The 14,623-nt window shown below is 56.5% G+C and carries 11 protein-coding genes and 2 pseudogenes; 7 read left to right on the top strand and 6 right to left on the bottom strand.

The window, feature by feature from the left end; genetic code table 11:
- Window positions 1-27 precede the first annotated feature (27 nt).
- On the top strand, window positions 28-498 hold the full coding sequence (locus tag WS95_RS07065) for an SET domain-containing protein (protein ID WP_059823000.1): 471 nt from the start codon (window positions 28-30) through the stop codon (window positions 496-498).
- A 16-nt stretch (window positions 499-514) separates the two neighbouring features.
- Here WS95_RS07065 and WS95_RS07060 read toward each other — a convergent pair whose 3' ends face one another.
- From WS95_RS07060 to WS95_RS35305, 6 genes and pseudogenes are all read right to left on the bottom strand, one after another.
- Window positions 515-727, bottom strand: coding sequence for a helix-turn-helix transcriptional regulator (locus tag WS95_RS07060; RefSeq protein ID WP_059822998.1), 213 nt, complete (start codon window positions 725-727; stop codon window positions 515-517).
- Window positions 728-875: 148 nt separating this feature from the next.
- A pseudogene (gene dinB / locus WS95_RS07055) lies at window positions 876-2,081 on the bottom strand (DNA polymerase IV).
- A complete protein-coding gene (locus WS95_RS07050; RefSeq protein WP_156444449.1) occupies window positions 2,078-3,193 on the bottom strand; it encodes a hypothetical protein in 1,116 nt (371 codons plus the stop codon). Before WS95_RS07050 ends, dinB begins: the two are co-directional and overlap by 4 nt.
- A 57-nt stretch (window positions 3,194-3,250) precedes the next feature.
- Window positions 3,251-4,447: a hypothetical protein gene (locus WS95_RS34685; protein ID WP_156444448.1), complete on the bottom strand. Its 1,197-nt coding sequence runs from the start codon at window positions 4,445-4,447 to the stop codon at window positions 3,251-3,253.
- 164 nt (window positions 4,448-4,611) lie between these two features.
- Complete coding sequence (locus WS95_RS07040; RefSeq protein WP_059822992.1) at window positions 4,612-5,511, bottom strand: DUF72 domain-containing protein; 900 nt, start codon at window positions 5,509-5,511, stop codon at window positions 4,612-4,614.
- Between the two features lie 39 nt (window positions 5,512-5,550).
- A complete protein-coding gene (locus WS95_RS35305) occupies window positions 5,551-6,234 on the bottom strand; it encodes a hypothetical protein (protein ID WP_179950172.1) in 684 nt (227 codons plus the stop codon).
- 217 nt (window positions 6,235-6,451) lie between these two features.
- Here WS95_RS35305 and WS95_RS35625 point away from each other — a divergent pair.
- The 6 genes and pseudogenes from WS95_RS35625 to WS95_RS07015 all read left to right on the top strand — a co-directional run.
- Window positions 6,452-6,830, top strand: a pseudogene (locus WS95_RS35625) (error-prone DNA polymerase); the annotation flags it as partial.
- Between the two features lie 387 nt (window positions 6,831-7,217).
- On the top strand, window positions 7,218-7,889 hold the full coding sequence (locus WS95_RS07030) for an NADAR family protein (protein WP_082746866.1): 672 nt from the start codon (window positions 7,218-7,220) through the stop codon (window positions 7,887-7,889).
- A gap of 21 nt (window positions 7,890-7,910) precedes the next feature.
- Window positions 7,911-9,845, top strand: coding sequence for an HAD-IIB family hydrolase (locus tag WS95_RS32830; protein ID WP_082746865.1), 1,935 nt, complete (start codon window positions 7,911-7,913; stop codon window positions 9,843-9,845).
- Window positions 9,846-9,866: 21 nt separating this feature from the next.
- Complete coding sequence (locus tag WS95_RS07020) at window positions 9,867-11,081, top strand: phosphoribosyltransferase-like protein (RefSeq protein WP_059822988.1); 1,215 nt, start codon at window positions 9,867-9,869, stop codon at window positions 11,079-11,081.
- Complete coding sequence (locus WS95_RS32825) at window positions 11,082-13,004, top strand: ORC-CDC6 family AAA ATPase (protein WP_082746864.1); 1,923 nt, start codon at window positions 11,082-11,084, stop codon at window positions 13,002-13,004.
- Window positions 13,001-14,185, top strand: coding sequence for a hypothetical protein (locus WS95_RS07015; RefSeq protein ID WP_082746863.1), 1,185 nt, complete (start codon window positions 13,001-13,003; stop codon window positions 14,183-14,185). Before WS95_RS32825 ends, WS95_RS07015 begins: the two co-directional genes overlap by 4 nt.
- Window positions 14,186-14,623 lie beyond the last annotated feature (438 nt).

Here is a 14,623-nt window from a genome sequence, read left to right as displayed (position 1 = left end):
TTCAATTTGTCGCCCTATACTTCGCCCATGAAAAAGCTGAAGAGACAGGTCGTGCAGCGACGTGTGGTGGTTCGACGCTCGCCTGTGCATGGGCGCGGCGTGTTCGCGTTACGGGCGCTCGAAGCCGGCGAGCGGATTTTCGAATACAAGGGTGAGACGATCGAGTGGTCGGCGGCCGTCAGGCAGCACGGAAGCTCTGGCGCAGCCGGCCACACGTATTTCTTCGGCTTGTCGGACGGACGGGTAATCGACGGCGGGCGCCGGGGAAACAGCGCGCGATGGCTGAATCACTCATGCGATTCCAATTGCGAGGCACTGGAGATCGGAGACCGTGTATTCATTCACGCGTCGGCCGCGATTGCACCCGGCGAGGAGCTTTTTCTCGATTACCAGTTGGCCGTAGACGATCCGACGGACGAAGAAACCAGACTGAGCTACGTCTGTCGGTGCGGCGCGTTGAGTTGCCGCGGCACGATGCTGGCTGTGGGCGTGTCGTGATGTTGCCGGCGGGTAGTTAGCGGCCCGACGGTAGCGTCGGCGCCGACCGCTCTCGGGCCGAGGTGCGGTTCGCGAGCCAGGCTTCCAGTTCCGATTCGCGCCAGCCTGTTGCACGTTCTCCGATGCGAATGGGGCGCGGGAACTCTCCGCGGCTGATCATTGCATAGATGGTTGCGCGGCACAGGCCGATCTTTTTCACAACATCCTTCATGCGCATTACCTGATCCATTTTGCACAACTCCGGGATGCCCTGGTCATGTTCGATTATCCATAGTGCCCGTCTCACCGCAATGGACACGATGAATCGACATCGTGATGGAACAAGTGGAATGATGAGCTTGCCAGTCGTACCAACTGTACTGTGTGACAGTTCAGATTTACACTTTGTTACCGCTTTGTTGGGCGAGCCACGGGCTCGGATCTATGGCCAACAGAGACGTCTCGAATAGATCCGGCTGATGCGGCTGACCGACAGGAAGAGCTGCGGCACCTTCCAGTGCGCTGACTCGCACGCCGAGTAGGCGCAGGGGGCGCTTCAGGGGGATGCGTTTCAGACATTCCGTGGCCGCACGACGGATTGTGGTTGCGTCGGCTGTTGCTACCGAGATACTCAGATCGCGTGTGACCGTTTCGAACGTGTCGAAGCGCAACTTGATCCCGACGGTGCGTCCGGTATATCCCTTGCGTTGCAAGTCCTCTGCAACCCGGACGCAGAGTCGTGTGAACGTCTCTGAGAGCAAGGGGCGATCGCGGTGCGGGTGCAGGTCCCGCTCGAAAGTGGTTTCGCGGCTTATCGACTTCGGTTCCGACGACACGACGACCGGTCGCTCGTCGATGCCCTGTGCCACTTCCGTCAGCCACGTGGCGTAGCGCAGCCCGAAGTGAGTCTGTAGAAATTCCGGCGCCGCGTTTGCGAGGTCACCGACGGTATGGATGCCGAGCGACGCGAGCTTCTCGCTGGCCTTCGGCCCGATGCCGTTCACCTTTCGAGCGGGTAGCGGTCAGATACGCGACGAAACGTCGGCTGGCGTCAGGATTGTCAGTCCGTCAGGTTTGTCGAGCTCCGAGCCGATCTTCGCGAGCAGCTTGTTCGGTGCGATACAGATCGAGCACGTAAGCCCGGTCGCATCGCGCACCGCCTGTTTGATCGCCGCGCCAATCTCTGGAGAGTCGCCATGCACGTCGGTCAGGTCGATGTAAATCTCGTCGATCCCGCGGTCCTGGATCTGCGTCGTGAATGTCGCCACGGCCGTCTTGAAGAGCCGTGAGTAGTGCCGGTACGAGTCGAAGTCGGTTGGCAGTAGGATTGCATCGGGTGCGAGTTGCGCCGCCTTCATCATCCCCATTGCAGAGAATACGCCGAGCGCGCGTGCCTCGTAAGTGGACGTAGTCACGACTCCGCGGCCCGCGTATTCGCGAAGCCGCCGGAAGCGTCGGGTGCCGTCAGGCAATATTTTGGGTATCGCGTTGCGGCCGCCGCCAATCACGACTGGCTGACCACGCAACTCCGGGTAACGCAGCAGCTCGACGGATGCATAGAATGCATCCATGTCGAGATGGGCGATACGTCGCGATTCGATCATTGCGATGCGGGATAGAACAGGTGAGCCTTGGCGCTGATAAGGGATGTGTTATCTATTTCAATCCATGGATGAGTCTGGTCACCTTTCCAGTCAAACGAGAACGGATCATGAAGTAGATAGTCCTCAATGCATCGAAGTCGCTCGACGTCATAGGAATCGATCTCGAAGAGTCGCTCGCTAGCGAGCCTTTTCTTGAAAAGGAGGGGAAAGAGCATCGAAGTGAAAGCAAGGTGTGCACGTGCTGACCAAACGAACCGATCCGCATCCCGCTGTTTCCCGTGAGCCGACATTCCACGGACGGCACAAAATTCTCTGGCCCACGCGTCGAGAAGGCGTGTCGCGTGAGGGCGACGCTTTTTCCATTCATTTTCGAGTGGACCATGCTGCTCCGAAGCTGGCAGCATATCGCCGATCGCGCTTTCGATCGCCTTGGTGAAACTATCCGCCTTCTGGTCGATACCCAGCAGCCATTCGAATGCCGACTTCATCATGACCAATTCCACATGCTCCGGAATGTCCGGGGAGTCGGTGTTCGCGCAGCAGAATTCGACCAGCGCCTCGTACAGGCCGGGTGACTTCGTCGGATCAATGCGCAATGTGGCCTCGAGCAGTTGCTTGTCGATGCTGACTATTGCCCGCGATTCGACGTGATTTGGACGATGAAATGCGAACTCGTCGGACGACCAGTGATGGGTTGTGCCCCCATCGCGACGGCGAGTAGTAAATGCAAATGATCCCGTCTGACCAGGTCGTAAAGCCTGGACGACGAGCGTGTACGCATCGTAGTTGCAATAGTGGAAGGAGCCCGAAAAGAGCTTGCGCTGGCTCAGCGCGGAAAAGGCAACTGCGTTTCTCGCGCGAAAAAGTGCGTCAAGATTGCCGGTCACTTCCGAGCCTGCCACCCAGTCTTCCAGTTCGAGAACTGTGGCTCGCGCGATCGGCATGTGAGGGTGATCGGCATAGGCGGCGAGGACACCATCCATGTCGGTCTGGCTAATTTCAGGACGGCTTCCGGGACGTTGTCCGCGTCGGTACGGCGACAGTCGCACGGTGCCTGCGTCGATGACTTCCTCGACGCTCACCCAGGGGAAAAATGCGATTGCATTTGGCATGATGAGAGGTGGGGATGGGGAAGGTGGCTTTCGGGGCGTGGCGGTCTCTGACTAACGTCACATAGCGCCAATCTGTGGTGCTCTAATAGCTGCATTGGGTTCATTCGGCCAGTTGGCATCAAGGCAGAAGACGTCTCGAAACGTTATTCCTTCGTGTTCGACAAGCCGGCCATTCTCCACGGAGGCATATGGGAAGCGCAAGGCGCTGGGTGGAACGGGTAATGCGGCCCACGGATTGACGTAGAGTAAATTCGATCCACGCGCGACGAAATGCCAGGGATCGAACCGACGGAAGAGCCAAGTGCCGCTTAACCTCGTATGCTGAGGTCCTTGTGGCCCGTGCCATACGCCGTCGGGCAAGCGGACGACTTGTCTCTCACCGTGCGACCCGTCACGTGGAATCCAGAACTGCAACTGGCCGAAGAGGGCGTCTCGCTCCTGCGTTACATCCGCGAATTCCTCTTCGACGTTGATTGCTACGACGAGCGGCAGATCCAGATTTCCATAGCGCGAAGCTTTGGATTTTGCCGCAGACTTAACCGCCTGGACGATGTTCACCGATCGGATGCCGAGGCCGCGTATCCCTATCGTCCGACCTCCCGACGCACGTCCCGGACGACGCGGGATCGCTCTGACGATGATCGTCCAGCCGTCGTGTTCGTACCGCAGTTCCTCGCGGGGACGCCCTTCCCTGATCTGTGCTTCAACAGCATTGGCATCCAGCGATGCAAGCCATCGTCTAATGCGATGGCGCAGATTCTTGCGAGGCACGTTGGTTCGTGGGCTCCCTTCAACGTCCAGGTCGAGGACGAAATCCGGACACGGCATGTCATCAATCGCACGCAGTACTTCGGCTTTTCGCCGTTCCGCTGCCAGTTCGGCATCGCTGAACTGACGCGCGAGGGTAGCTTCAATGTAGAATGCCTCCGCAGTGCCGGTACGCACCCGGAAGTCCGGTCGCCTGCCATTGCCATTCGGCACCTCCGGGTGTACGTCAACCGTCCAGCCCATTCTCAGGAAACACGCGTAAAGGAACAGTTCGAACGCGGCCGAGGCAAACTGGATGTCTGACTGCCGGAGGCGTTGGATGATTTCAGCCCGATGCTCGTTCGGATACTCCTGCAGGCAGCACTCAAGGAAGTCGCGAACCCTTGCAGCTTCCGCGCGACTCGATACGTTGAGATAGTCGAAATCACCTTCGTCCTCGCGCTTACCATCGAGCCGCGTCCGATCAATGTCGTTACCAAAAATCATTGCGTTTCCGCTCCAGAACGATTCGGGGTTACTCGAAAAAACATGCTATTGAGATCTGGAAGGCTGGCATACAGTGGCGTCGGCGTGGTTACGCTGCCGACTCTGTTCCGCGGTCTTTGACTGTCACCGATTTGTTCGGCACGTAGACCCGTCGCGATCCAGTTTCACCGACCACCAGCGAGTATTTCGATCAACGTCGTAGCATTACGCTGTCCCTGATCCTCGAAGCAGTTGTTGAAAATCACGTGCGTTCTGTCGACATGCGATGCGATGTTGCGGATAGAGCCGGCGAGTGTGGTGAGCTCGTCGTTGCCGTAATCGTAGTCGAAGCGAACGGATGCAGACGTTGCTCCCGTTGCATTCCACGTAGTTGCGTTTCTACCGTGGAGTCTCACCAACGTCAGTGCTGGGTTAGTCACCACCCAGACAGTTTGTGCGCGGTTCTTGACGTCGGCCGGTGCGTCCATGACAACGTGAACGAGGCCATGGATCTTGAGCATGGCGAGTGTTGAGTTGAGATGCCGATCGTCCAGCCACGAGCTGTTGCGGAACTCGACCGCAACGAGATCGCCATGCATACGGCGGGCGCATTCCTCGACATGGGCGACGCCTTCAGGTGCGCTTGTCAGCCACGGCGCGAACTGGAACAGCACCGCGCCCAGCCGGCCGGTTCTGCGAAGTGGGTCGAGCGCCTCGCGATACCGTCGCCAGAGTTCGTCGAGTACATCGGCGGGTAAATCACGGTAGTACAGGTTCTTCTTGTCGCTGTCCGGAATTGCTGCGGCTATGTCGGCCGACAGCGCCTCGCGTGGCGTCTGGTGACCCGTCAGCAGACGGAACGCCTTGAAGTTGAATGTGAAGCCCTCGGGCGTACGTTCGGCCCATAACCGGGAGTTCGAGGCGGACGGCATGCCGTAGAAGCTGGAGTCCACCTCGACCAGCGGAAAGCATGACGCGTAGTAGCGCAGACGCGCCTCCGCGCTGCTGCAGCCCCGCGGATAGAACCGCTTGCAGGCGATGAGGGTTTTGTCCGTCCAGCCAGCCGTGCCACACAGGATGTTCATCGCCGCCTCCTGATCCGATGCAGTCGCAGTTCCGTTGTTTCACACCACAAAAGGCCCTCCGTCCGGACCTAGCATCGGCGGAATGGTTGGTGCCCTGTTGGCGGGTTTCTGGCCGGGTGTGCTCGTCATGCTACCGGACGGCATCGGCGCCATTTCAGCCAGGCGGCGCGTGCGGGCATCGGTCTGCGCAGACGGTGGACGATGGACGAGGTGCGTAACGCTACGACCATGGAGAAGCTTCTGCTGTGCTTCAGGCGGATTCCAGACCTCCACGTAGCGGCTCGTGCGCACTTCCGCCGTTCCGGCCAGTACAGGAAACGCAACAGGCGGCAGAAGCAGCAAGGCAAGATGGTGCAAGGCATTCTCCTTCGGACAGCGACCATCTTGGCGCGTCGGGCAACGCTGTCCGGTGCCGACACAGGATCCATCGCAGCCACGGTAGAAGTGGCGATCGATGATAGCGCGATCCACCAGCGAGGCGTTCGTTGGCGCGGGCATCGGCGCGTCGGCCGTTCGGCCGTTTTCTCGGACGAAGAAGGCTGATTCGCCGGCCTTGCTATGTTGGATTGCTTCGTCGATTACCGCATCGCCTGGCGCGTCGCGCAGGCTGGCGATCGGGCATCGGCTGCGTCCTGCATACGCATATGTCCATGTCGCACTACCAAGAGAATAAAAGTGCCAGCTTGCAGCGATGAATGTCCGTGTACGATACTGTACATTCATACAGGTATTTTCGCAAACCGGTGATCTCTGTTGGCATCTTTCCTGAAGAACTCCACCCGTGGCTCTGGCGTGCGTCGTCGCGGCTCGTCCACGTACGTGGGCGGCCCGTTGGGGCCTTGACGGACCTGCTGCTTCAGCAGTCAGGCGCAGGCCGGCTGCGCTGCTCGCGCCCGTTGTGGCTGCGTCGGGCATCTGAAGCCGAGGGCATCCTGGGGGCTACCGTTCAATCGGGCTGACGCTCCGACGCCATCCACTCGAACTGCTTCGTGGGCGGCTGGCGAAACAGGGACTGATGCCCGCTTGCGTGCTTCGCGGGTACCGCAATGGGCAACTTGCACGGGGATGCGGGATTGTGACGGTACGACAGGAGCCTGCAACAGCGAACGGTGTGATCTTCATCAGATGGAGGATGAAACCGGCAACGCGAACGCGATCATCCTGCCGGAGGTACCCAGGGCGTAGAGGCGCGAGGTACTCGGTGCATCGCTGCTCGGGCGTGTACGATCTGGCAACGCGAGGGTGAAGTTCGTCGTCCGGTGGCGCAACCTCTATTTGATCTCTCCGGCCTGTCGATCGGCAGTTGCAACTTCTGCTGACGTTTGCGGTTGGCCCCACGCGGACGCAAGTGCAGCAGCCTGCCAGTAGACCTGTAACGCATTTTCCCGGCTTGGCAATCGAAAGCAATGTGCGCCGCGGTTACCCGGTGGAGGCGCCGGAATATTGGCCGACAGGGCGCCGAGACCCGTATAATGCATCGCAAACCGCAGTACATCACCCTGAGGGGTAGCTCTCATGTCTCATGCGCGATCGAAGACCAAAACTGCAACCCTATCTATAAGAATTGCCCCCGAAATCAAGGCGGCAGCAGAGGCCGCTGCCAAATACGAGAGACGCAGCATCACCAGCCTGATTGAGGTCTTGGTGATTAGGCACTGCGACGCATTGGGACTGACGCAACGATCGAAAGAGAAGGACGGGAAGTCATGAAGAAAAGCATCAAATCGGCGCGGCCCGAGGGTTCCTCGCAAAAGAGCGCTGGAGAAATCCGGTTCTATCGCTCAAATGAGAAGCCGTACGGGGCTTTCAGTAACCTATATCCAAGGCCGATTGAGTTCGATGGTCGTATCTACCCGACAACGGAACACGCTTATCAGGCCGGCAAGGCAAGCAAGCCGGCCGTCCGGGAGTGGATTCTAAGCGCACCGACGCCAGCTCTAGCAGCAATGGCTGCGCATGGCCTCTATACATGGGATGTTGTTCCAAACTGGGCTCAAATCAAATTCGATCGAATGCGCGCAGTGTTGCGAGCGAAGTTCAGTCAACATGACGACTTGCGCGATCTACTTCTCTCCACCGGAACGATGCGACTGGTTGAAGCGGGAACCGTGAACAATGCGGTGAACCGGCTTTGGGGTGAAGTGGACGGAAAGGGCGAAAACATGCTCGGCGTGATGCTGATGGAATTGCGGGAAGAGCTCTCCATGCAGTACGCGCAGCGGACGCCGACCGCAAGTCAACGGATCATGGACGGGGAGGAAAGGAAGCCGCAATCAAAAGCCGGTCAGGCACGTCGAGGCGGTGTGAAGGCAGCGTCCTCCAAATCCACCGCCCCCAAAAAGCGAATTGCTTCGAAAACCGTCGACAGTTCGGTTTAAACAACTTCGTCGGATGTGTACATGGGTAATAGTCAATACGATGGTGAGCTTGATCAACTTGCTGAAACGTTTTCGCGTGCGTTAAGTGCCGACATAGATGACCTGAAGGCTGCAGTTGCCAGCGTCGCGGACTCCAGCGTTATTGCCGTTGGTTCAGGCGGCTCATACACGGTTGCATCACTTCTGTGCAATCTGCATGAAGCCTACACCGGTCGGGTTTCCCGCCCTTCTACACCGCTGGAAATAGTATGCAACCCGACGTTAGCTTCCTCCAGTCCGGTGTTTCTCATCTCCGCCGAGGGAAAGAATCCGGACATAGTTGAAGCTCTTGAGCGAGCCCGTCGTCACACATCTAGGACTGTGCACGTTCTCACCAACAGGTCAGACAGCGTCCTAATGAAGCATGTTCGCGAGCTACCGGAGGTTCGGACATATGTGTTCGAGCTGACCAAGAAGGATGGCTATCTGGCGACAAACAGTTTATTGCTGGATGCAACCATCGTCGCGCGCGCCTACGGGGAACTTGATGAAAATGCGCAGAAGCTTCCCCGATCATTTGACGACCTTCGTGTAAGTGATCAACCGATTGCGCAATGGGTACAGTGGGCCTCCGGGTTTGTCGACGAAATAGTACGTCGCAAAGGACTGATTGTCGTCTTCTCACCACTGTTGCGACCAGTTGCTGCAGATCTTGAGTCTAAACTAGCGGAATCGGCGCTACTTTACTGCCAGGTTGCGGACATACGATCATTTGCACATGGGCGCCACCTATGGCTCTCCGAACGTCCAGAAGACTGCGCAATTCTCGCCGTGATTGAGCCGGGGCTCGAGTCGCTCTGGCAACAAATGGCGGAGTTGATGCCGCCGGAAGTTCCTGTGCTTTCGATGAAACTTGCGGGTGCAAGGCCACGGGACCTCCTTGCCGGGCTTGTCGCACAGATGCACATCGTCTCACTCATAGCTCAGAGGATTAATAGGGACCCGGCAAGGCCCGACGTGCAGACATTTGGACGTCAACTTTATTATCTTGACCTGCCTAAGTTCATTTCAGCTCCCGAAGATACTGTCCCACGCGGAGAGCAATCGAAATACGAAGTGCTCGGGGCACGATGGCCCTCGACGGGCCACAGCGGTGCGCTTGGGCGTTCGCTCGAATCCTTCGAGAGGGCACTGTCGCAGCAGACATTCCGAGCGATTGTTTTTGACTACGACGGTACGATATCCAGTTCGCAAAGCCGAGATGCTCCCCCGTCGCCTAAAGTAGTGTCGCAAATCGAACGTCTTCTCGCGGCTGGGGTCAGCGTGGGGATCGCATCTGGTCGAGGTGATTCCATCCAAGGACACCTTCGGAATGCGTTGCCGTCTCATCTGTGGAAGAACATCTATCTCGGGCTCTATAACGGGGGATGGATAGGCACACTCGGCGAAGAGCTCGAAAAATCAGAGAAAACCAATGAATTTCTCATTCATGTGCGACGTATCGTCGGGCAACTGCAGGCCCTCGGTGTCCCAATCAAGCACATACGCGAAACGTATCCCTACCAAGTCAGCATCCGACTGGAAGATGGAGTGAACGCGGAAAACATGTGGTTCGTTGTGGCTGATGCGCTAAAGCACGCTGGGTTGGATTCATCGACCGTAGTTCGAAGCAAACATTCGGTGGACGTGCTGGCCTCCGGCGTGGACAAGTCGCACTTGGTTGCACATATGGCGCAGGCATGCAAAGTTGATCCATATGAGATCGTGACTATGGGCGACCAAGGAGCGTGGCCGGGGAATGATTCGTCGCTGCTGGAACATCGCTTTTCGCTCAGCGTCGATCAGCCCACGCGACGCATAGACAGGGGATGGAAGCTAGCGCCGCATCACAAGCGAGATGTCGACGCGACCCTTTGGTACCTTGAGCGAACTGTAATCGCCGAGGATGCGGAAGCATTTCGCTTTACCTTCGAATAATGACAATGCCTCGGGGAAGGTATGAAAGACGAAAACGCACAGCATCTGCTCGCCAAGGTAATGAACTGGCAAGACCAGGAAGCAGTTCTGGAATATGTACCAGTATTGCGTCTGCTCGCGGACTACAAATATGATGGATATCAGCGCTTTGGGCCCGGAAAGCGTTTTATTGAAAGTCTCGCGCTTTGGTTGAATCAGTTCGACTCATCGGACAGGCAGTCTGCGTTGGACCTTGTTCTGAAGCGGCTTGTATATATCTCCGACCCGGAGATTTCTCATCTTGTGCAGCATGCATATCCCGATGTGATCGTGCAGGAGCGCATCCGGTTAGTCGCCGAAGAGCGGAGCCTGCCAACATACAGGGTAGGTGAGATCTGTCGCGATCCCCGGTTTGAAGAGTTGCAGAACAAATCGCTATACCTCGGGCTGAGCGACGGTGCTCGCACTAACGAGTTGCGGCGCTTTAGCGGGGGCGAGATCAGCAACGAACAGATTTGGCAAGCATACGAACTCGGGGACGCAAAGGCAGAAGACATGTTGGATGCTCTGCGCAAGACCCTGTCGAAAGGCGAGCCCGAACCACCAAAGACAAATGAGGAAATTTGGCGTGCGTTCGAGGCGGGAGGCGTTGCGCAAGCGAATGGTCTGATCGATCTGCTGCGACCGTCCAATTCGGAGCATCAACGGTCGAGAGATGCCAAATTCACGATTGTTTGGCTGATGGATGATTTTTCCGGGAGCGGAAATACGTACATTCGGTTTGACGGAGCGTCGGGCCGATTTAAGGGCAAAATAAAAAAAATCTACGAACGCTTGCATCAAGGTGATCTAGTTGATACCTCCCACTATGAGGTGTTCCTGTTGCTATATGTTGCAACAAGGCAGGCTATTGACCACATCGAGTACTGGTCAGAACGGTTTGCTCTAGAAAATGGTTATAAACCGCTGCAGGTGCGCGTACTTTGCACTATCGAGCAAGACGTGAGTTTGGCAAAAGACAATTCGACTGAGTTTCGGCGGATTCTGTCAGAACAGCGCTACTACGATCCTGCTGCGTTTGACGAGCACATCGAAGTAGGAGGAACCAATACGGCTCAAATGGGTTTTGCAGGTTGCGCATTGCCTATCGTATTATCTCACAATACACCGAACAATTCAGTTTATCTGCTGTGGGGCACGGAGTCGGGTCGTTTCCCGGGTCTGTTCCCGCGGATCAGCCGCCACAAGGAGTTTTAAGTGGCTTACCGAGCAAATCCATTTCTTGAGCGCATGTCGGAGAGGACTTCCGATCAGGAATTCGTCAGACTCTTTTCGCCCAGAATACTCGAGCGGTTGCACGAGGACGCGTTCGAGGGGGCGGTGCATCTCTTTACCAGCCCCCCTGGCGGTGGGAAGACCACACTGCTGCGTGCCTTTACGCCTATGGCGTTGCGCGCCTTTTGGAATGCACGGGCCGTTCAGGAGACAAGTGAGTCCTATCAGCGCTTGATGGCTAGACAGGTACTTCACGAGACGGATGGCCCTCAACTTCTCGGAGTTCTTCTGTCATGTGCATCCGGATACGCAGACTTACCTGCCGGTGCTTCGATGGCACAGGCGGGCCTGTTTAGAGCGTTGCTTGATTGCCGAGTAGTCCTTCGTACATTGCGCAGCCTGGCATCGCTTCTTGGCTACACCTCAACTGATCAATTGGCGGAACTACGGCTGGAGTACGACGAGGCAGGGCGCGATTTGACCTGGATCCCAACGGATCCATCGGCGCTTGAGGTTGTCAAATGGGCGGAAGAACGGGAAAGGTATGTATATGAGAAGCTAGATTCACTTGGAGACATGGCGTCCGATTTTCCTGCCCATGTCCGCTTCGAAAGTGTACTGTGGTTGCAGTGCGTCCGTTTCGTACACGAAGGAAGACCGGTCGCACCAAAACGTCTGTTGATGATTGATGATCTTCAGAGCCTACGGAGAAGGCAGCGAAAGTTGTTGCTTGAAGAGTTCGTCGAACTGCGTACAGCGGTCCCGATCTGGCTAGCAGAAAGAAGCATTGCACTAGGGGACGAACTGCTATCTCAGGGAGCCCGCGAAGGTCGCGATGTCAGACATTATCCGCTGGAGGAGATGTGGGCTGGCAATAGAGGAGGGCATCAGTTTGCGACTTTTGCGCAAAGCATTCTCGATCGAAGACTCGACGTGCAGCGGGTCATCCCTGCAGGTGCCTTTTCACAATATCTTGAAGATCAACTGGCTGCAGATGAAATAAAGGGCGCATTTGCCGTCGCACGGGAGAACTTTAGCAAAAGCGTTAACCCGATCAAGAACGACATTCGATATGCAGAATGGCTTTCGCACGCCGAGCTAAGTCAGAAAGGCGAAACGTACGACGCGCTTTTGGATCTCTATGTGACCAGAATCATGATCGCGAGAGTGGAGGCGCGCCGGCAGTTGACGCTCGATCTCGCTCCATTGCCGGCTGTAGAAGTTGAGGACAGTGACAGCAAGGTGCTTGGCGCAGCGGAGGTCTTCTGCCACGAAGAACTTGATGTGCCGCTTTACTACGGGATTGATCGTCTTTGTTCGCTAGCTACTGGCAACGTGGAGGAATTACTTGGAATTGCTGCAAACTTGTACGAGGGCATGAGAGCGAAACAGGTGCTCCGCAAGCAACTTGATCCGAGATTGTCGCCTGCAGAGCAGGAGCGGCGTATTAAGGAAGTGGCGAAACGTAAGCACGATTTCATTCCGAAAAACCATACCGAAGGTACACGAGCGCAAAATTTGCTCGACGCGATTGGGCAATACTGCTATGAGAAAACGTTCCAACTAAACGCCCCTTACGCGCCCGGCGTTACCGGCGTGCGACTTAGCCAGTGGGAGCTGAATAAGATACGGCCAGGGGCGGGAAATGTTTCCGATCTCTATGCATTGCTCGGACGCGTCCTGTCCGAGTGCGTAGCAGAAAACCTATTGACAACTCGCGACAGCGCGGCAAGCACGAACCGTGAAGGCGGAACGGTCTTCTATCTGAATCGCACTTTATGTGCTTACTATGAACTCCCGCTGCAATACGGCGGCTGGCAAGACGTTACCGTGGATGTCCTGGTAGGGTGGTTAGACCGCGGACCGACTGCGGCGAAACGTCGATCGTTGGAGGTGCTGCGATGACACTTTGGAACCGCTACGTATTTCGACGAGGAACTGAAGCACAGGATATGTGGGACAGCATGTTCGCCGTCCGACGTGCTGATACAAAGCCGGTGTCGTTGCTTTATATTGGTGGTCGCGGGTTTGACTCTAGAGCGCGGATGGTCATGGAGCAGTTCGTGGGTAGCTTAGTACGGTCGCGCGCTGAGGTTAAACGAGCGGAACTTGTTCTCGTTGGATTCAGCAGCTATCAATTGAGTGAAGAACTGCAAGCCCAAACTGAGGAGAACGCCTCTGCGCTGCAAGAGGTGTTCTCGACGATTGGGACGACTGAGACGACGCGGACAGTGACGATCGGGGAAGGCATCGACGGTGAAGATGACATTAGCGCAAGCAGTGCATTGCGTCGAGGTACCGAACAGATTGTGCAGATGGTCGACGGCCAGACCGACATAGTACTGGATGTTAGCTCTCTCCCTCGAATCGTCTACCTTTCTATAATGTTGGGCCTGTTGCAGCGATTGATCGCGGGTTCTGACTCGCCTGCATCTCTAGCTGCCTCAGGCGTCACATTTCAAGTGCTGGTGGGAGAGGACGCGGCGCTCGATGGCCAGATTCGTTCTGAAGATCCCGCCAATGAACTCGTCCTGATACCGGGTTACGCAAGTGCGCTGCAAACCGAGAGCACGCAAGACTGGCCGCTGGTGTGGTTTCCCATTCTTGGGGAGAATCGTACAGCGCAGATGCAGAAGGTGATGTCTGCGGCGATACCGAATTCGGCAGAGATATGCCCAGTGCTTCCCCATCCGTCGAGAGAGCCGCGGCGTGGTGATCGGTTACTAATCGAATATAAGGAACCGTTGTTTGACGCTCGAGAGACGCCACTGACGAATGTTCTCTATGCACATGAGGCGAATCCCTTCGAAGCGTACCGTCAATTGCTAGGCGCGATGAAGCGATACCAGCAAAGCTTCAGCGTTCTGGGTGGCTGTAGGCTGGTTGTTACGCCTCTCGCCAGCAAGCTCATCACCGTCGGGGCGGCGCTTGCATGTTTTGAGATGAAATTGAATAGCGCCAAAGAGAGATATGGAGTCGCGATTCCATATGCAGAACCAAAACGGTACGTAGTTTCTGCGGCGACCGTACGCGCTTCGAGGCCCGACGTCTCGTCTATCGTCCTAACGGGCGATGCGTACGTTTGATCCGGCGATTCCGCAACGCGTATCGTATGGCCGCGCTGTGCCCGACGGTGTGGTTGCGTAGGTCCGCGTACAACCAGTCCGCGCTTTGCTTTCTGGAGATCTATGCGCGGAGGCCGATGCTTCAGAGCGCTATTTCATCACGTTCGCGCCGGTTTGCCGCCTGTCGAAGTGATCAGCGTACCACTGCATCATGGCATGATGCTGTCGGAGATCAGTCTTCGTTTATCCGCTCCATCCATTTTTCCGTGAAAATTGGTACCGCTGGCTTCGTCGGGAAAATATATCGAGATTCAATTTCGGGTATGATTTTTTTGACCCTGACCCAAGAAATAGTCCGGTGCAAAAGTAGAGAAATTCGGCATGATGTGTCCAAGCGGACACGAAGGCCATGCCATGAAGACGAGCAAATTTACGGAAGAGCAGATCGCATTTGCCCTG

This window comes from Burkholderia sp. MSMB1826 (assembly GCF_001526325.1).
Classification (GTDB): Bacteria; Pseudomonadota; Gammaproteobacteria; order Burkholderiales; family Burkholderiaceae; genus Burkholderia.
The sequence above is the reverse complement of the archived record's forward strand: the minus strand, read 5'-3'. Positions and strand labels throughout refer to the sequence as shown.

Excerpts from the sequence above, each read along its gene's own strand:
- WS95_RS07065 (WP_059823000.1), top strand. The coding sequence starts at position 28 with ATGAAAAAGCTGAAGAGACAGGTCGTGCAGCGACGTGTGGTGGTTCGA.
- WS95_RS07060 (WP_059822998.1), bottom strand. The coding sequence starts at position 727 with ATGGATCAGGTAATGCGCATGAAGGATGTTGTGAAAAAGATCGGCCTG.
- WS95_RS07050 (WP_156444449.1), bottom strand. The coding sequence starts at position 3,193 with ATGCCAAATGCAATCGCATTTTTCCCCTGGGTGAGCGTCGAGGAAGTC.
- WS95_RS34685 (WP_156444448.1), bottom strand. The coding sequence starts at position 4,447 with ATGATTTTTGGTAACGACATTGATCGGACGCGGCTCGATGGTAAGCGC.
- WS95_RS07040 (WP_059822992.1), bottom strand. The coding sequence starts at position 5,511 with ATGAACATCCTGTGTGGCACGGCTGGCTGGACGGACAAAACCCTCATC.
- WS95_RS35305 (WP_179950172.1), bottom strand. The coding sequence starts at position 6,234 with ATGAATGTACAGTATCGTACACGGACATTCATCGCTGCAAGCTGGCAC.
- WS95_RS07030 (WP_082746866.1), top strand. The coding sequence starts at position 7,218 with ATGAAGAAAAGCATCAAATCGGCGCGGCCCGAGGGTTCCTCGCAAAAG.
- WS95_RS32830 (WP_082746865.1), top strand. The coding sequence starts at position 7,911 with ATGGGTAATAGTCAATACGATGGTGAGCTTGATCAACTTGCTGAAACG.
- WS95_RS07020 (WP_059822988.1), top strand. The coding sequence starts at position 9,867 with ATGAAAGACGAAAACGCACAGCATCTGCTCGCCAAGGTAATGAACTGG.
- WS95_RS07015 (WP_082746863.1), top strand. The coding sequence starts at position 13,001 with ATGACACTTTGGAACCGCTACGTATTTCGACGAGGAACTGAAGCACAG.